The following is a 17,395-nucleotide window of genomic DNA, read 5'->3' as shown; positions in this document are numbered from 1 at the left end:
GATACGTCGGCGCGAAGGGGCTGCGAACGCGGGATATCTACATTCCCTACCTTCACCTCAACACGATCAAGGTCAAGCGCCGAAATTACCGTTGACGAGCCCAGCGCGCCCCGGAGAAAGCGATGTCCCCTCTTGCCAGGACGCAAGGCAAACAGGCTTGGTAGTGGAAGGCGTCGCCGGTTGCATCGATCGGCCCGCCTCAAGTAGATAAAAGTAAAGTGGCCCACATACGGGCGGGAGGACTCATGGCGGGCGAAGAACACGTCTCCGTTGCAGTAAGAGATGACTTTCTGGCGCGCCAAACAAAGGCCAAGCCAATACCTGCGCTCGCCGAACTGCTGTGGAACAGTCTCGACGGAGAGGCCAGCGACGTCTCGGTGGAGTTCGTACACAACGATCTGGCGGGCGGCATGTCCAAGATCGTCGTCTACGACAATGGCGACGGGTTCTCCCGCATCGATGCACGGGCGCTGTTTGGCAATCTCGGTGGCTCGTGGAAGCGCCATACGCGTCAGACGAAGCGCACTCACCGCATGATCCATGGCCAGGAGGGTCGCGGTCGTTACAAGGCATTCGCCCTCGGTCAATCGGCCACCTGGAAAGTGTGTTACGACAGCGCAGACGGGCGCAAAGCGTTTGAGGTCAGACTCCTGGAATCTGACCTTACGGACGTCACAATCACGGAGGAGATCCCTGCCCCTGACCGAGGAACAGGGGTGATCGTTGAAATCGACGATCTCCGACGCGATTTCAGGACCTTCGAGAGCGAGGAAGGTCTTCAGGATCTGAATGAGATTTTCGCTCTCTACCTCATGAACTATCGCGGCGTGTCAGTAACGATCGCCGGCCAAAGGCTCGATCCCGAGAAGGCGATAGCGAGCCATCACAAAGCTCCTCTTCCACCGGTCGTCGCTGCCGACGGCAGCCAACATAGCGTGGAGTTGGAGGTCATCGAATGGCGAACGGATGCGCGCCGCGTGCTCTATCTCTGCTCCGCGAACGGATTTCCGTTTGATCAGGTCGAGACCCGTTTTCACATCCCCGGCTTCTCGTTTTCGGCGTACCTGAAATCCAGCTACGTCGAGGAGCTTCACAACCAGGAGCGGGTCGCGCTCTCGGAAATGGATCCGCTTCTGACCACTGCGGTCGAACATGCCCGATCCGCGATCAAGGACTATTTTCGAGAGAAAGCAGCGGAAAAGGCCCGCTCGCTCGTCGACGAATGGATCGCCGAGGATGTGTATCCATACCGGGGTGATCCGCAAAACGCCGTCGAAAAGGTAGAACGTCAGGTCTTCGATATCGTCGCGGTTCAAGTTCAGGAGCTGGCGCCGGACCTCGGGCTCAGCTCGGCAAAGGCAAAAGCGCTGCATCTTCGCATGCTTCGCAACGCCATTGAGCGCGGACCGGAGGAGTTGCAACTGATCTTGAAGGAAGTTCTGGACCTGCCAGCCCGCAAGCAGAAGGAGCTTGCCACGCTTCTGCAGGAGACAACGCTTTCTGCAATCATCACGGCCGCCAAGACCGTTGCCGACCGGCTGAAATTCATCGCTGCCCTTGAATCGATCGTCTTTGATCCCGAAACCAAGGGCCGGCTCAAGGAGCGAACCCAGCTCCACAAGATCCTCGCCGAAAACACCTGGATTTTCGGCGAAGAGTATAACCTGTGGGTCAGCGACAAGGATCTTCGCCGCGTCCTAGAAAAGCACCGAGATCACCTCGATCCGGACATCTCGATTGACGAGCCCGTGAAGGTGATCGGCAAGACGCGCGGCATCATCGATCTTATGTTCTCCCGATCCACCCGCCGACACCGAGCCAACGACATCGAACACATGATCGTCGAGCTTAAGGCCCCGAAGGTGAAGATCGGCGCCAAGGAAATCACCCAGGCGAAGCAATATGCGATCGCTGTCACATCGGATGAGCGATTTTCGACCGTCGAGGGAGTCCGCTGGCACTTCTGGCTTGTGTCCAACGCCTATGATGACTTTGCCAAACACGAAATCGATAGCGGGCCGGATCGGGAGCGGCGTCTAATCGCAAAAGGATCTCGACATATCGTCGGCATCAAGACGTGGGGCGAACTCATAGAGGACAACCGCGCCCGCCTTCAGTTTTTTCAGGAGCATCTGCAGCATTCCGCCGATGAGAGCACCGCGATTAAGTATCTCCAGGAAAGGCACAGCCAATACCTTGAGGGTGTCGTGGTCGAGGAAGCCGGCGACGGCCAAGACGGCGAGCCGGCGGACCCTGCCCCCGGAAACACCGAAGAACCTGGTTAGTCGACCGGTCTAAATGTGGCCTCTCAGGGCGATCTCGTTCGTGGCATTGAGCAGCCAACTCCTCAGATATTCTACCCGCAGGACGACGATGCCGGTGTCGCCCGAGCGCCATCGGCAGACGACGCCGGTGACTCGTGCCTCTTCCGGTGTCCACGGCTTGCCGGCCTGCAGGCATTCGACATAGCGTGTATTCCAGACCATGGACCCGCTGAACCCTGGCGGAAGCGGAAGGTGGCCGACGCCGTCAAGCATCTCTGCCTTTTCCGTCGTGTGATGCAGCGCGAAGAAGAACCGCTCGTCGAGACCAATCGGCGTCTCTTCCATGGCCTGAGTGGCGTATGACGTCGACCCGCTTAGCAAATGCTCGAAATGAAAATGCGAGTTCTCCTGCGCATATCCTCGGAAGAACAGGATCTCCCGGGCCTCGGTCAACGCGCCTGCCGTGACAACCGCACGGTCATCTATCAGCGCCTGCCGCGTCTCTTCGCCGACCTCGAACTCGCCCATGGCGACGGACGCTTTCCGCGCCTGTTCCGGTCCTTGGTGAAGGCCGACCTGCTTATCCTCGACGACTGGGGCCCGGATCGCCTGACCGCCGGGCAGCGCCGCGACTTGATGGAAATCGTCGAGGACCGGCACGATCGCGGCTCGATCCTGATCACAAGCCAGCTGCCGGTTGCGGCCTGGCACGACGTGATCGGCGAACCGACATTCGCAGATGCCATCCTCGACCGCCTGGTCCACAATGCCCATCGCCTCGAGCTCGACGGACCGTCATTGCGCCGCTCGAGCGACCCCACCGAAATCGTTGACGAAGGCCACGGCGCCTGACATCAAAGCCATGCCTAAGCGGCAACGATCCTCAGCTGACCGGATACCCCGGAATGACTGACCGGATGTTGTCGGAACAGCCGACCGGATGCGTCGGAATGCGCACTTCATGGCCGTGACGGCCTTGCGGCTATGCTCCTTCCACTCGTTTTCGGTCATCGCAGCTCTGTCACCCATCCTCATCCTCCGGGGCAAAATCGTCCATTCGAGCCTGGATGCGGAAAATCCGGAGGCCAAGCTTGCTCGTTTTGAAATCCCATTCCGAGAGAGGCCTGAACCAGTCCGGCCGCGCCTCTCCATTCAGTTGTGTCACCTGATCCCCGGCGCTCGTATCTTCGCGGTAGAACCGAGAGAATATGCGGCTCGCGAGACCGATACCGTCGAAGCCTTGGTCTGACGGCTCCTCGGGTTCGGCCGTGAAGCGAACCAGCCTCGCTCCGTCGTCGGACGGCATCTCAATGGGACCGGTAAGCGGCCACTCGCCAAATTGCAGCAGGATCATTGCAAGGTTCTGGTCGCGCGCCTCGGTCAGCAACTGACCGTCGCGATAGAGCGCGGCCGTCGGCCTCCGCTCCGCCTCGCCGCTTGCCGGCTCGAAGCGAGCGATGAATTCCAAGGGCCCAGGAAGATTAATCGCCACGTCGCCGAGATTGCCCAGACGGGAATAGGCGAATGCTTTGGCCATCTCGACTTTGAGGCCACCTTCCTCCGTGAGGAAGCGATCGACCTCGACGAGCGTCCACATTCCCCATCGCGACCAGAAATGCGCGACGAGCAGCGGCACACCGACGGCGTCGCTGTAGCGACGCAGTGAGGCCATGTATGCCGGTCCTTGCTCGTCGACCTGATCGAACGGGTCCGCCCGATGGACATTCTTCACCTCGATGAGCCACTGTTGGCCGCCTTCCGTGACCACCCTAAAGTCCGGCGCGCGGAATTGCTCGGCGCCATGGACAACGCCATTGTCCTCGGTCTTTAAGAGGCGGAATTTCCCGAGGCTGACGACCATTGCCTCGAAAAGGCGCTCCGCTCGCATTCCGTAGACAAGGTTTCGATCCTTGATCGCGGCCCGTAAACGCGGGGCCATGTCGGCCGCAAAGCGATCAGCAATGCCCGCATCGGTCAGCGGGATGTCGTTCGCGCGGGCGAATGCTGCAAGCTGCGCCAACAAATCAATATCCTTGCCCATCCCGCCTAGCCTTCAGCCACTTGTTCGACCTGCAACACCTCCGCTTTCCTCGACCCGATACGGCGGGTCGGTGACCGCCATCGGCAAGGGATCGGCTAACCCCCAGAACCGCGAGGTCGCGCGGATGTAGCGAACCAGGTCGCGGGTCCGGATTCTAAGATGCTCGCTTGGTATCCGCGGCCCCGCCAGAAGGTCGTGATAGTCGTCGGCCGCCTCGTCCCACAGGTGAGGCACGGCCGTCTTCAGTTTCTCGCAGGACGAGCCTTCGCCATGGCGAACGACATTGGCGACCATGAACATCTCGCTGAGGTCGGCTCCGAGCTCACCCTCAAGGTCTATTCCGGCCTGCTGGGCGCAGAGCGCCAGGAAGTCCTGGAAGCCGCGCGACTTCGGCATCTCAATCGCCCTGTCGCGATAGATGGCAGGCGCCCAGATGCTCAATTGACGCTCGAAGATCGCAGCGAGCGTCAGCGTGAACGCCTTCGCCGCCTCATTGGCGGTGTAGTTGTCGACCTGCGCCGCCGCGCGATCGAGAAATTGCTCCATCGTCGCCGCCTCGCCGCATTCGAGCGACGCGTGGACGGGCAATGCGTGCATCGCGGGCTGAATGACCCGCTCAAACAGCCGCGCAAGATTGGCCTGGAAGATGCGCGGCAACTGGTCGCTCGTTTGCAATATCCGCCCCCTGATGGCGCAGGGACGGCAATCTCGCCCTCGCGCATTATCCGTGGTGTGAATGCCGAGACATTGCCGCGCCCCGAACCTAGGCGCCGTCCTTCGGCATCGAGGCCATCACGGTTTCCCGCTGATGGCGCGCCACCCAGAAGGCGAGAAGCAACATCCCCGCCAGTTTAGTCGCTTCGAAGAAAGTGTCGACGGCCTCGAAATAAGTCTCCTCAGATCGCTGCGGGTCATGACCGCTAATCTGGAAATATGCCATGCGCGTGTCATCATCCGTGCGGGCGATCGACACCTCGAAATGCTTGCCCGACAGGTGCACGAAGTCCGAGGCGCGCTCGTAGACCGGACTGATCCAGGGGTGCGTCTGCGCGAGCGTCTTGCGAATATGCGCATCGGACAGCTTGTTCCCGTCCCGGTCTTTGAGTCGATTGAATTGCTCTCCATCAAGGACGGATTTACACGCCGCATCCGCGTCATTGACGATCGAGAGCGCGTTGATACGCATGGCCGTGTCAAGCTGCAAACGCAGGATGGCCGCCGCGCATGGAAAATTGCGCGCGTTGATAAGGTCGCGGAAACCGCGCGCCTGGGCCAGCGTCCGGCGCAATGCACCAAAAACAAAAAAAGTCGGCGTGCGATAGGTCGGCCCCGGCGCCAACGATACCCGCACCTTTTCGGATCAGCTCATTCTCAAGCTGCTCAATCCGTTTCAGTCGATCCGCAAGATTGAGGTCGGCCATCCAATGTCCCCTGTATTCCAGCGCCCCAAGCCGGACGGCTCTTGTCTTACGCGATCCTGACGACCACGGCCAACGACAACGTCGAACCTTATCACGACCGGCAGAAAGCGGTGCCCCGGCGTGAAAAGCGCATGGACTGGCTCGACCTGACCCGCCCGGAAGAGGAACTGCTGCGGCCCCTGCCGGCAGGGAGTTTCCGCGTGTAGCGGCTGCACGATGCCCAGGTGGTACTCGCCTTCTGACCTACTTAAATCCGCATGTACGGAATTCCGAATTTAAAGGAGAAAGCCTTGTATGGGGAATTTCCTGTCAAGGCCCCGACGTTCTGACATGGCAAGTCGGACAACGGCACCGAAGCTGACCTCGGGCCGTTGCCAACCGAAGAGGAAACAGGTTCACAACCGCTTGCGAACAGCCTGATCCGGGTATTTCGGAGTCTCTTCTAGTCTGCCCATTCTTTCCGGACAAAGGTCTCAATCCGGGAGGCCCGTTCGCGAACTGCCGCCTCGTTCCACTTCGTTCCGTTCTCGATTGCTTCGCCTACCTCTCTGGTTGCTATAAGGCCGCAGCTCCGATACGTGGCCGCCTTCACATCTGGCGACTTATCCTGAAGGGTGGAATTCACTTTTGGGGGAAGCATAGTGAGGTTTCCAAGGTGGTGAATATAGGCGAGACGCCGCAACGCCCCTTAGAGTGAGAGTGCGGGCCGGCTTTGCCGTGACGGGTTAAGGGCTGGGAACGAGGCTTCCGGCGCCCGTCGCGGAGATCCGCGATGTCCAGAAAGACCGCAACCGCTCGCACCGGCCAGGACCGGACGAGCCTCTATAACGAAATCACCGGCAAGATTATCTGCGAGCTGGAGGCAAGATGCGTGCCCTGGGCCCAGCCTTGGGGAACCGATTGGGCCGATCGAGTTCGTGCGCACCATGGCGATCGCCCGGATCATGATGCCGAAGTCGCATGTGCACCTCTCAGCCGGTCGCACCGCCATGAGCGACGAGATGCAGGCGCTGTGCTTCTTCGCCGGCGCCAACTCGATCTTTGTCGGGCGATACGCTCCTGACTGCCGAAAACCCCGACGAGGACAAGGACAGCACCCTGTTCCGCCGCCTCGGCATCCAGCCGATGCAGCGTGATGCACAGTGAGCGGACAAGCTTTGCTCGACCGCTATAAAGCAAGCCTGCGCGGGCTCGCCCGCAAAAGCCGTTTGCGCTCCCTGAGCCGCCGCGTCGGTCTCGATTTCGCTTCCAACGACTATCTCGCGCTCGCCAATAGCGAGTGCATGCGCGATGCCGTCGCGGAGGCCCTTGCCAATGGTGCGCCCGTCGGCGCCACGGGCTCGCGCCTGCTGCGCGGCAACGACCCGGAGCACGAAGCGCTGGAGGCCAAGGCCGCCGGCTTCTTCGGCTCCGAGCGCGCGCTGTTCTTCGGCGGCGGCTATATCGCCAATTTCGCCGTGCTGACGGCGCTGCCTCAGAAAGGAGGCCTGATCGTGCTCGACGCGCTAACCCTAAGCGCTAGGGTATGCACTGAATCCATCTTATTCTGGCATCTCAATCTTATGGGAGGGCGCTGGGTTGGTTACTAAGCCGGAGGTCTTTATTATTGAATCGCTGAAGCTGGAAGATGAGGCCAATGGCTGGCAGGAAGGCGAAATTCTCGCTCGTATGCTGAAACTGTCCGGCAAGGTTGATACAAAATACTACTACATCAGAACTGAGCGGGAACTCGACGAGATCATCGATCTCTTCGATGAAAGCGATTATCGCTACCTGCATATCTCCTGCCACGCCAACATGCGGAGCATGGCGACCACCTTCGACTCCATTTCGTACAAGGCACTCGGCGAAAAGATGCACGACGTGCTCGAAGGTCGTCGTGTGTTTGTGTCGGCCTGTCAGATGGCGAATGATACACTTGCTGCCGCACTCATCAAGGACACCGGCTGCTACTCCCTGATTGGGCCGGAGAACAAGATCAACTTCGACGATTCGGCCGCGTTCTGGCTGACGTTCTACCACCTGATGTTCAAACAAGACGAACGACGCATGAAGCATCGCGATATCGAATATTATGTCCGCGAACTCTCATCGCTCTTCCGTGAGCCGATCAATTATTTTCGTCGCAGCGAGAAGACCGCACGTGGATATTCGCGTGTCAGAAAACCGTCCCTCAAAGACTAGCCGTCCCCATCCGTCTTCGTATGTCCGCGTCCATCTACCCAGCGGCTGACCGGTCCGTGGGCAAGCTTGCCAGCATCGGGGAACGCGAAAGCCCCTGATCGTGCGACAGTCTCACGAGGCAATCGTCAAGGTCGGGATGAAGCCGCCGACCGAACGATTCTGATCATAGATGCGCAGCGGCAGGTCAGCCTTCGGCATCAGCACTCGTCCCACCTCGACCGCGGCCGAATTCGGCACTGCCGGAAAGACGTTGATCGCGGCCTTCTCGCCGTGGACGGCCTTGATTCGGTCCAGCAGCCGTCGGAGATGGCGCTTGAATTCAACCAAGTCTTCGGGCCGCCGCATAATGTCGTTGTGCGGATTTTCCGCGGTCAACGACCAGATTGCGGCATCGTCTCCGAGCACTGCTCGAATCCGGTCGTCCGTGACGGTTGCACTGAGTGCCAGCTTCAGCGCGACCGAGGCGTCTGGTGGGCCGGAATACTCACCGACCTGAAACGTGATAGCTGGCTGCTCAGCCTGCCAACGCCACGTCGCCGGCTCGCGATATCTCTGGTGGACCGTGACCGGGACGATGTCACCCAACAGATGTCCAAGCTCGATCAGAAGCGGCTGCGGCGCGAGAGCAAAGACGCTGAGCTGCTTTATTTCCTTCTGCTCAATCCGCTCTTTCACCTTGCGCGCGAAAACGCGCCGCAGGTTGTCCTGCTGGATGGTCCAGTAATTCGCCTCATGATCGGCATAGTCAGATCCGACCAACTCGATGTCGATCGTTCTCCCCTCTGCAGGATGCCTGTCCGGCGGCATCGCCATGAAAATCGACCGGGTCGAAACGAGGGCGTCCCTCTGTCCGATGTCTGCGGCGAACCGGAGCACGTGAGCAGCCCGCTCCTGCGCCATGCCCGTCACGATGGCGATCCGATCCTCATGCTCAGCCTTCATCTCAAGAAGGACATCCTCCGGATGATCCGCGAAATAATCGACGTCCACGCCCTTATGGTGCTTCGCACAAAGCAGCATGAGATTGCTTAGGTCCTTTGCGAGCAACGGCGAGCGAATCACATCGCCGCGTGGACCGTCGGCGCTGTCGGCGACGATGTGGGCAATAAAACCGAACTTCCCATCCTCTCGGCCTGCGATGAGGTCGCCGATGAGATCCTCGTTGCAGCCGCGGTACTCGCAGCGCCCGGCGGTCTTCGCCCAAAGGGCAACCTGAATCTTGTTTGGGATTTGTGATTTTGCCATGGTGAAGTTCCGATCGAGTTCAGTATAGTGTTCACGTTTTATCCTCAAAGCTCAACCGCGCAGTTCGACAATCCACATGCGGCGCCTGGGCTTCATCTAGGAGGCCGATAGTGGACAAGCAGACGCGTACCCGCGAGAGTGAGGAATTCCTCGAAGATCTTGCCGAAGAACTGAGCGTGCCCCCCAGCCGGTACGAGCAAGCCGAGCGGAGCTACAAGTCGCTGGGGGACTGGCTGCACCGCGACACATCGAGCGTCCGGCAGTACGACCCGAAGGTCTACGTGCAGGGGTCCTTCCGCCTCGGTACGACCATCCGGCCCTCAAGCGACGCCGAGGAATACGATGTCGATTCCGTTTGCGAGCTTCAGAAGCTCGGCAAGACCTCGCTGACGCAGCAGCAGCTCAAGACCCTCCTCGGCGTGGAGATCGAGGCCTATCGCAAGGCGCAGAATATGAACAAGCCGCTTCGCGAGGGCCGCCGTTGCTGGGTGCTCGACTATGCCGACGGCGCGCAGTTCCACATGGATGTGGTGCCCGCCGTTCCGAATGGCCAAAGCGCCCGCATCCTCCTGGAATCCCGCGGCGTCGACACCCGCTGGACCACGACCGCGATCGCCATCACCGATAAGGAGGGTGCGACCTACACCGCCGTCACGGACGACTGGCCACGCTCGAATCCCAAGGGTTACTGTGAGTGGTTCAAGAGCCGGATGGCGGCAGCTCTCGAACGCCGCAAGCGCACGCTCGCCGAGAGCGTGAAGGCGAGCGTCGAGGATATTCCAGACTACAAGGTCCGCACGCCTCTTCAGGCCGCGGTCATGATCCTCAAACGGCACCGGGATCATACCTTTGAGGGTCGCAAGGAAGACCGACCGATCTCCGTCATCATCACCACGCTCGCGGCACACTCGTACAACGGCGAAGAGACAGTCGGAGAAGCGCTGGCGGTTATTCTCGCAGGCATGGACAAGCACATCCTATGGCACGACAACCGGTACTGGATCCCGAACCCTACCGACCCGCTCGAAAACTTTGCCGATAAGTGGGCGGAACACACTGAGCGGGCGACGGCCTTCGCGGAATGGCTGCAGAAGGCCAGGACGGAATTTGCCGAGGCAGCCCATTCGAGCGACAAGACCGTGATCACCGAGACCGTAGGGCGCGGCGTCGGCGGTTCGCTGGCCGATCGGGCGGCACGCCGCCGCCAGCCGCCGGCACGATCCCCGCTGCTGAAAACCGCGTCGGTGGCGCCGGCCAGCGCAGGTCTCTCCTTTCCGGACAGAAGCCGTGTTCCGACCAAGCCCCAGGGGTTCGGCGGCGCGGAATGATCTGGTGGCTCGAGAACCCGACACGTGCGCGATCCGAGCGTCAGAGCGTCGCTGATCTCGCAGAGCGCGTGAGCTGGCTCAAAGGCGTGCGCTGGTATCTGTCGGACGGCGCCGCGTTTGCCGTCGACTTCGAGATCGAACACGACTGCGCCAGCATTCCGCTCACGATGACCTATGCGGAATTCCACCCAAATGCCCCGCCCATGGTAGTGCCCCGCGATGGTGGCCGCCTCTCGGGCCACCAGTACGGCGCGGGTGGAAATCTTTGTCTCGAATACCGCGCTGACAACTGGGAGACGACGATCACCGGGGCGATGATGATCGAAAGCGCGCAGCGTTTGATCGCTGGTGAGCGCGATGTCGACGGTCCCGAACTGCCTTCGGCACACGCCGTTTCTATCGGTCAAAGCGTCCGCGGCTCATACTTCCGTTTCCTGTTGACGCTGCCGATCGAAGAGCGCCTGAAGGCGATAGAATCCGCTCAGTCCATCGAGATAGGCATTGCGGAGAAGTACCACGCGGAAACTTTCACCGTGACGATCGCCGAGATCAATGGTGTCGCCGATGCGCGCGCGTGGCCCGCCGGCATTCGCGAAATGACGAAGCGGGGCCATGCCATCCGACTACCGCAGGGAGCGGCCATGCCAGCGGCGGCACAGGAGAGCATCGCAAACCTGCTCGGTGATCTTGGCCTCGCGACACTCCGCGAACAGGCGCTCGCCGCCACTGGCGAGATGGACCTTGTGCTGGTGTCGGAGACCGAGATTGCGCATTTCTATGCCTATGACGGCTGCCAGAAGCGCTACTTCGGTCGCTCACGGATCCTGAAGGTCGCTGCCGGCAGCCGACTCTCGGATGACTACGCCATCCTTCCCGGGAAAAGCGTTGGCATTGTCGGATGCGGCTCGCTTGGCTCCAAGGTCGCCGCGATGCTGGCGCGCGCAGGAGTGCGCAAGTTTACGCTCGTTGATGACGACGTCATGTTCGCTGCAAACCTCGTGCGGAACGAGCTGGGCGCCGCAGCGGCCGGTGTTCACAAGGTCGACGCTGTCCGCAGCCGCCTCATCGAGATTGCAGGAACAATCGACGTCACCGTGCGGCGGGTCGCGCTGGGCGGCCAGGAAAGCGCCGATTCGACGGACTCGGTGATGTCGGCGCTGCGAGCCTGTGACGTCATCATCGACGCCACTGCCGACGCGCATTGCTTCAACTTTTGCGCCGCGGTTGCGAAGGAAAGTTTGAAACCGTTCGTCTGGGGCGAGGTATTCGCCGGTGGCATCGGCGGTCTCGTGGCGCGGGTTCGATCAGGCCATGAGCCGGAACCTCAGGCGGCCCGCAATCAGATCAATGCCTGGTGCAATGCACACGGCGTCCCCGCCCCGCTCGCTGGCATCTCCGCACCATACACAGCGCCAGCCGAGAGCGGCGGCCCGCTTGTGGCTGACGATGCAGAGGTCTCCGTCATCGCAGGACATTTGGCACGCCTGGCGACCGACGTGCTCACGCGCCCGGAGGCTAGCGCTTTTCCCGTGGCAGCCTATGCGATCGGCCTGCGCACTGCCTGGATTTTCTCCCAGCCGTTCGAGACGTGGCCAATCGAACTCACCGGCTCCGAACCCTGGAAGGTAGAACAGGACCCCGCCTCCGTCGCAGAGAGCCTTGCCCTGCTGCGCGAACTCTTGCCCACGGCATTCGATGGTCACGATCAGTCTTCCAAGTAACCAGCGGGCGCGACTTCGCAAATGCCTGAGACGTGCCGGCCGGCGTGAAATCGGCGGTATCCTTATGGGTGAGCAAGTCGCGCCGGACCATTTCCGCATCGTCGACTTCTCTGTTGACGATAAGACCGGGACCGCCGCTCATTTCGTGCGCAGCCCTGAACATCATGCGGAAGCTCTCGCAAGCTTCTTCCAAAAGACCGGATCTGATTTCAAACGCTTCAACTACCTCGGCGAATGGCATTCGCATCCCAGCTTCCCAGTTCGGCCGAGCCAAGAGGACATCATGTCGATGCAAAGTCTGGTCCACGGCGAGCGGGATATCGATTTTTCCGCTCTCATGATCGTCAGATTGCGGTGCTTTTTCCGTGTCGAAGCCGCTGCCTACATGTTCGTCCGACATGCCGCGCCCGGGGAGGTCGCGCTCACAATCTGATCTTAGGTTTAAGGTCGCATCTGCTGCAAAGCGCTACATACGTCGCCGACCGCCAAAACGCCTGCGCCGCCCATAGTCGCGCCCACATACTCGAAGCCCCAAGACGAAGACGCGGGATTTTCCGTCGCGTATGAGGCAAGGTAATATTGCCTCGAAACAATTGCTCTCTGGATTAAGAACCGTGGACACTGGATTTGTAGACCTCGACATACTGCTCACCCGAATTCGGCATCCACAGTCGAAACTGTACTTTCTGGACGCCGTGAAAGCCTACAAGGCCGGCGCGTTGCGCGGCGCACTCACCTCTGCCTGGGTCGCCCTCGTGTATGATCTGATCGCCAAGTACCGCGAGCTGAGCGCCATGGGCGATGCGGCCACGACTGCATTTCTCCAGTCCTGGGATAACGCGACTGTCGCAGGCGACATCGCCAAACTGCTTCAGCTTGAAGGGAGCATCCTCGAAGATGCGACGGCCAACACCCAAGTCGTCAATCGCATCGCCAAAACCCATTTGGAGCGCCTTCGCGAAGATCGGCATCTCTGCGCCCATCCAGCCTTCTCGGCCGAGGCCGATCTCTTTGAACCATCGCCCGAACTGGCGCGGCTTCATCTCGTCAATGCTGTCGATCTCGTGCTGTCGCAGGAACCCTTGCAGGGCAAGGCGATCTTTGACCTCTATGACGTTGACGTGCAGTCACCGGGCTTTCCGACTGCCTATGAACGAATCCTCGACTATGTTGAGCAACGCTACCTCGCGCGGGTCCGCACCCAGAACGTCCGCAATTTCGGCACGGTGCTCGCAAAATCCCTCCTGAAGGGCGTGCCGGCGCATTGGGACCCGCTCCATCGCAAGATCATTCCTTCGCTGGTCGCGGTGCGCGAACGCGCCGCTCCTGCTTGGCCGGACCTCACTCAGGCAATCATCAGGTTGATCGACAATCTCGAGCCGGCGAACCGGCCTCGCGCCATTGCCTTCATCGCCGCATTTCCGGATTTGTGGCCACAGCTTCAGGAGCCGACCCGCACCGCCCTACAGGCGACGATCGACAACGCCGCTCCCGCGACGTTGACCGACTATCGCATCTTGGCCGGCGTAACCCTCCCGCAATTCCGCGTCGCGCTGTTAGCCCTCATTGCCGCCCTCGATCGAGAGCACCTCGTCAACGCGGTCGCTTCGCACCCGCTCGCCGACCTGTGGGCCCGGGCAGTTGAAGAATACAAAGGCTCTGGTAGCTGGCGCAGGTCAGAAGCAAACTTCAGCGACCTCATCACGCCATTCGCCGGCCGCCTCGGCCGCCAACAACTCGACGAGCTTCTCGACGCCGTAATCGACAACGGACAGAACTGGGACGCAGCAGAGACAGACACACTTCTACTCGCTCTGCTTCGCAACGCGACGCCCGCCGACCGCCCGAGCCACGATGCGCGGAATCGCTTCTATCAACACATTCGCCGGACGCGCCGAACCGACAAATACGAAGACGTTATCATCTTCCTTCAGTCCGACGGCTGGGTACTGCCGCCGCCCGAACCACCGGCTGAGGACGACGACTTAGCCGGCGCGGAAACGCCAGACCGGCCAGACGACGCCCCCAAACATGAGAGCTAGGCAGACGACTGCGGATCGCGGGCCGTGGTCGCCCGGCGCCTGAATCCGTCCTAGCAACAGCGGCAGATTGCTGTCTTGAAATCTCAAGCCGACAGCGGCGCGAACCATTCCGGCGCCGCTTCACCATGGAGTTGGATCAGGACCGATTTGCAGGAGCCACCAATCAATCCATTGAGGCAGGACCTATGGCCGTCGCGGATCAGGAGGACGGGGTCATCGCAAGCAATGATGGTTGCGGGGACGTGCACCCACCTTAACTTGCTTTTGCGGACAGCGGCGTAAGTAGCTCCTTGCCAAGGGTGGGGTCGAGGGTTCAAATCCCTCGCCCGCTTCAGTTTTCTTATACAAATCAAATCGATATAACGACGACCTCCGGGCCGTCGCCCTTGATTTCTTGTAAAGATACCACCGTGCGTTTTCTGGCCGCCGGATGCGATAACCCACGCGGCATAGGCCACTGCCTTCGCTTGCGGCAACTGCGGGTTCATATCCTTTTAGATTCGGGTCTGCGGATGTTCGGGAAGGACGAGAGGATCAGGAGCGTTGCGCTTAAACGATGGCCTTTGGTCCGCTCCCAAATGATTGCTGAGGTCGATAATCGACTTCTCCCTTTCGCATTATTGAAACCCTGCGCGAGCCGCATGAGAAAGTGGTGCGGGTTCGGCATCCCGTCTTCAACCGGGTGAGGGCGGGTGCGCAGGCGCAACATTTCGTCGAGGCAAGGCGAATAGTCTGGACGTTGACGCGGGCGCGCCTGCGCACCTGCTTCTCAGAAGCCCTCAAGCACGATCTTGCCCTTGGCCTTGCCGCTTTCGATCAGGGCATGGGCGCGCTTGAGGTTTTCGGCGTTGATGGTGCCGAAGGTTTCGGTCGCGGTGGACTTGACCTTGCCGGTGTCGATCATGTCAGCCACGGTATCAAGGATTTCCCCCTGCTGGGCGATATCCGCGGTGGTGAACAGCGACCGGGTGAACATCAGTTCCCAATGGATCGACGCGGCCTTGCGCTTGAACGGCATGATGTCGAACGTTTCCGGATCGTCGATCAGGCCAACGCGGCCCTGCGGCGCGATGAACTCGGCGATCTGCGGCACGTAGGTGTCCGAATGGTTGGTCGAGAACACGAAACCCGGCGCGCCGATGCCCAGCGCGGCGATCTGTTCGGCCAGCGGCTTGGCGTGGTCGATGACGTGATGCGCGCCAAGCTGGCGAACCCAGTCCTGGGTTTCGGGGCGCGATGCGGTTGCGATGACGACCAAATCGGTCTGGGCGCGCAAAAGCTGGATCGCGATGGACCCCACACCACCGGCGCCCCCGATGATGACGATCGACTTCGCATCGCCGGGCACCGGGTCGGTCACCTTGAGGCGGTCGAAGATCATCTCTTGCGCGGTCAGAGTCGTCAGCGGCAGCGCGGCAGCCGCAGCGGTGGCGATGGATTTGGGCGCCTTGCCGACGATCCGGGCATCGACGAGGTGATATTCGGAATTGGTGCCCGGGCGGTTGATCGCACCGGCATACCAGACCCTGTCCCCGGCCTTGAACCGCGTGACCTGCGCGCCGGTTTCCACGACCTCGCCCACGGCATCCCAGCCCAGGATAACGGGCGTGTCGCCCTCGGCCGGGCGGCCAGTGCGCACCTTGGTGTCGACGGGGTTCACCGACACGGCCGCGACCTTCACAAGAATGTCGTGACCGGTCGCGGTGGGTTTTTCGATGTCGATATCCATCAGCGCGTCATCGCGGTCGATGGCGCCGGGGGTCATATAGCCAACAGCTTTCATAAGGGTAGTCCTTTGGTTTGTTTCAGGGAGGTCGGCCTTCGGATGCGGGATCAGCCGATCCGGGTCAGCTTGTGCACGGTGAAGGCGGTCGTCGCATCGGCCGTTGCCGCCTTGAACGCCGCCATATGCGGGGCGTTCGAATGGTTTTGCAGCAGCTCGCGGCTTTGCCACAGTTCGAGCATGATGAAATGCGCGGGATCCTCATCGTTCTGATGCAGGTCGTAGGTGATACAGCCGTCTTCCGCGCGCGTGATAGGAAGCAGCTTGAGCAGTTCTGCCTTCACGACGTCGATCCTGTCGTCCTTCGCGTGGATATTTGCGACGATCGTCACTTTGGTCATGAGAACATCCTTCCGGGCTCGCGTTCGATCATGCCCAAGCTAGTTGCTTGATATTTTCGGATAAACGGGACAGTATCGGAAATATAATCCGGAAAATCCGATTAATGCTTATCGACAATATCCGCCTGTTCCAGACCATCGCGGAAAAGGGCAGCCTGGTCGCCGCCGCGCGCGAGGCCGGGCTTTCCGCCACCACCGTGTCGGAACGCCTGTCCGCCCTCGAGGCGCATTACGGCGTGGTGCTGTTCAACCGGACGACCCGCACCCTGAGCCTGACGGAGGAAGGCCGGACCCTGCTGCAGGGCGCCAAGTCCGTCCTGGCAGAGATCGAAGACCTGGATGCCCGTATCCGCCACGGCGCCGAAACGCTTTCCGGGCCGATCCGCCTGAGCGCCCCCGTCGATCTTGGCCGCACCATCGTGTCCCGGGTCGTGGAACGCTTCACCCAAGAACATCCCGCGATTTCGGTCGAGTTGTCGCTGACCGACGGGTACGTCGATATGGTGGGACAAGGGTTCAACCTAGCGGTGCGGTTCGGCGCGATCACCGACAGCACGTTGCGCACCCGCAATATCGGCCACTTTCGGCGCATCGTCTGCGCCGCGCCAACCTATCTGGCGCGGCATGGAACGCCTCGTGTTCCCGACGACCTGGCCCGGCATACCTGCCTTGTGATGCGCTTCGGGCAGACGCTGGACAATGTCTGGCGTTTCGGCGCCGGACCATCGACGCAGCAGGTGACGGTGCAGGGAAACAAGGTCGTGAACGACGGCTACCTGGTGCGGCGGTGGGCCATGCTGGGCCATGGCATCATCCTGAAGTCAGAACTTGATGTCCGAAAGGATCTGGCCGCCGGTCGGCTGGTCGCCTTGCTGGAGGACTTCGCCGCGCCGGCAATTCCGATGCAGATCATGTTCCCCCCTGGTCGGGCACAACCACGCCGGATCGGCGCCTTCGCGGATGCGCTGAAAATCGGGATTCTGAGCAGTGCAATGCCTTAGCCAAGCCCCCTTACAGGTGGCAAA

Annotated in this window: 18 protein-coding genes and 1 pseudogene; 11 read left to right on the top strand and 8 right to left on the bottom strand. The window is 60.8% G+C overall.

From position 1 onward, the window contains the following. Window positions 1–245 precede the first annotated feature (245 nt). The gene (locus D3P35_RS21370; protein ID WP_118137688.1) at window positions 246–2,285 is read left to right on the top strand and encodes an ATP-binding protein; all 2,040 of its coding nucleotides are present in this window, start codon (window positions 246–248) and stop codon (window positions 2,283–2,285) included. A gap of 9 nt (window positions 2,286–2,294) precedes the next feature. Here the strand turns inward: D3P35_RS21370 and D3P35_RS26585 are convergent, their stop codons facing one another. After that, window positions 2,295–2,792 (bottom strand): hypothetical protein, encoded by a 498-nt coding sequence (locus D3P35_RS26585; RefSeq protein ID WP_198670742.1) that lies wholly within the window; start codon window positions 2,790–2,792, stop codon window positions 2,295–2,297. Here D3P35_RS26585 and D3P35_RS21360 point away from each other — a divergent pair. After that, window positions 2,673–3,116 (top strand): ATP-binding protein, encoded by a 444-nt coding sequence (locus D3P35_RS21360; RefSeq protein WP_370032171.1) that lies wholly within the window; start codon window positions 2,673–2,675, stop codon window positions 3,114–3,116. The two genes, D3P35_RS26585 and D3P35_RS21360, sit on opposite strands and share 120 nt — an antisense overlap. A gap of 169 nt (window positions 3,117–3,285) precedes the next feature. Here D3P35_RS21360 and D3P35_RS21355 read toward each other — a convergent pair whose 3' ends face one another. From D3P35_RS21355 to D3P35_RS21345, 3 genes are all read right to left on the bottom strand, one after another. Next, window positions 3,286–4,305, bottom strand: a complete 1,020-nt coding sequence (locus D3P35_RS21355; RefSeq protein WP_118137684.1) for a hypothetical protein — start codon at window positions 4,303–4,305, stop codon at window positions 3,286–3,288. A gap of 12 nt (window positions 4,306–4,317) precedes the next feature. After that, window positions 4,318–4,980, bottom strand: a complete 663-nt coding sequence (locus tag D3P35_RS21350; RefSeq protein ID WP_198670734.1) for a hypothetical protein — start codon at window positions 4,978–4,980, stop codon at window positions 4,318–4,320. Window positions 4,981–5,068: 88 nt separating this feature from the next. Further along, a complete protein-coding gene (locus D3P35_RS21345; protein ID WP_157982254.1) occupies window positions 5,069–5,644 on the bottom strand; it encodes a hypothetical protein in 576 nt (191 codons plus the stop codon). A 96-nt stretch (window positions 5,645–5,740) separates the two neighbouring features. Between D3P35_RS21345 and D3P35_RS21340 the strand changes: the two genes are divergently transcribed. Continuing rightward, the gene (locus D3P35_RS21340) at window positions 5,741–5,932 is read left to right on the top strand and encodes an SOS response-associated peptidase family protein (protein WP_118137678.1); all 192 of its coding nucleotides are present in this window, start codon (window positions 5,741–5,743) and stop codon (window positions 5,930–5,932) included. A gap of 236 nt (window positions 5,933–6,168) precedes the next feature. On the opposite strand, the gene D3P35_RS27030 is transcribed toward D3P35_RS21340, so the two are convergent. Then, a complete protein-coding gene (locus D3P35_RS27030) occupies window positions 6,169–6,408 on the bottom strand; it encodes a DUF1524 domain-containing protein (RefSeq protein WP_370032161.1) in 240 nt (79 codons plus the stop codon). Between the two features lie 211 nt (window positions 6,409–6,619). Between D3P35_RS27030 and D3P35_RS21325 the strand changes: the two are divergent. The 3 genes and pseudogenes from D3P35_RS21325 to D3P35_RS21315 form a co-directional block, all read left to right on the top strand. Further along, window positions 6,620–6,872 (top strand): annotated as a pseudogene (locus tag D3P35_RS21325) (biotin synthase); the annotation flags it as partial. A gap of 11 nt (window positions 6,873–6,883) precedes the next feature. Beyond that, a complete protein-coding gene (locus tag D3P35_RS21320) occupies window positions 6,884–7,315 on the top strand; it encodes an aminotransferase class I/II-fold pyridoxal phosphate-dependent enzyme (RefSeq protein ID WP_198670732.1) in 432 nt (143 codons plus the stop codon). Further along, window positions 7,305–7,910, top strand: a complete 606-nt coding sequence (locus D3P35_RS21315; protein ID WP_157982253.1) for a hypothetical protein — start codon at window positions 7,305–7,307, stop codon at window positions 7,908–7,910. Before D3P35_RS21320 ends, D3P35_RS21315 begins: the two co-directional genes overlap by 11 nt. 111 nt (window positions 7,911–8,021) lie before the next feature. Here the strand turns inward: D3P35_RS21315 and D3P35_RS21310 are convergent, their stop codons facing one another. Further along, a complete protein-coding gene (locus D3P35_RS21310; protein WP_118137672.1) occupies window positions 8,022–9,155 on the bottom strand; it encodes an SAVED domain-containing protein in 1,134 nt (377 codons plus the stop codon). A gap of 110 nt (window positions 9,156–9,265) precedes the next feature. Here D3P35_RS21310 and D3P35_RS21305 point away from each other — a divergent pair, with 110 nt between their 5' ends. The 4 genes from D3P35_RS21305 to D3P35_RS21290 all read left to right on the top strand — a co-directional run bounded on the left by D3P35_RS21305 (window position 9,266) and on the right by D3P35_RS21290 (window position 14,246). After that, window positions 9,266–10,483 carry a nucleotidyltransferase gene (locus D3P35_RS21305; RefSeq protein ID WP_157982252.1) on the top strand — a complete coding sequence of 406 codons (1,218 nt, stop codon included), beginning with the start codon at window positions 9,266–9,268 and terminating at the stop codon, window positions 10,481–10,483. Continuing rightward, window positions 10,480–12,204 (top strand): ThiF family adenylyltransferase, encoded by a 1,725-nt coding sequence (locus tag D3P35_RS21300; protein ID WP_118137670.1) that lies wholly within the window; start codon window positions 10,480–10,482, stop codon window positions 12,202–12,204. The genes D3P35_RS21305 and D3P35_RS21300 overlap by 4 nt, the downstream gene beginning before the upstream one ends. Further along, window positions 12,179–12,637, top strand: coding sequence for a Mov34/MPN/PAD-1 family protein (locus D3P35_RS21295; RefSeq protein WP_118137668.1), 459 nt, complete (start codon window positions 12,179–12,181; stop codon window positions 12,635–12,637). Before D3P35_RS21300 ends, D3P35_RS21295 begins: the two co-directional genes overlap by 26 nt. Before the next feature lie 181 nt (window positions 12,638–12,818). Next, a complete protein-coding gene (locus D3P35_RS21290; RefSeq protein WP_118137666.1) occupies window positions 12,819–14,246 on the top strand; it encodes a hypothetical protein in 1,428 nt (475 codons plus the stop codon). A 769-nt stretch (window positions 14,247–15,015) separates the two neighbouring features. On the opposite strand, the gene D3P35_RS21285 is transcribed toward D3P35_RS21290, so the two are convergent. Continuing rightward, complete coding sequence (locus D3P35_RS21285; protein WP_118137664.1) at window positions 15,016–16,029, bottom strand: zinc-binding alcohol dehydrogenase family protein; 1,014 nt, start codon at window positions 16,027–16,029, stop codon at window positions 15,016–15,018. 50 nt (window positions 16,030–16,079) lie between these two features. After that, window positions 16,080–16,370 (bottom strand): putative quinol monooxygenase, encoded by a 291-nt coding sequence (locus D3P35_RS21280; protein ID WP_118137662.1) that lies wholly within the window; start codon window positions 16,368–16,370, stop codon window positions 16,080–16,082. 104 nt (window positions 16,371–16,474) lie between these two features. On the opposite strand from D3P35_RS21280, the gene D3P35_RS21275 reads away from it, so the two are divergent. Further along, window positions 16,475–17,371: a LysR family transcriptional regulator gene (locus D3P35_RS21275; protein WP_118137660.1), complete on the top strand. Its 897-nt coding sequence runs from the start codon at window positions 16,475–16,477 to the stop codon at window positions 17,369–17,371. The last annotated feature ends 24 nt before the right edge of the window (window positions 17,372–17,395 follow it).

Source organism: Oceanicella sp. SM1341 (genome assembly GCF_003448965.1).
Taxonomy (GTDB): domain Bacteria; phylum Pseudomonadota; class Alphaproteobacteria; order Rhodobacterales; family Rhodobacteraceae; genus Paroceanicella.
The sequence above is the reverse complement of the archived record's forward strand: the minus strand, read 5'-3'. Positions and strand labels throughout refer to the sequence as shown.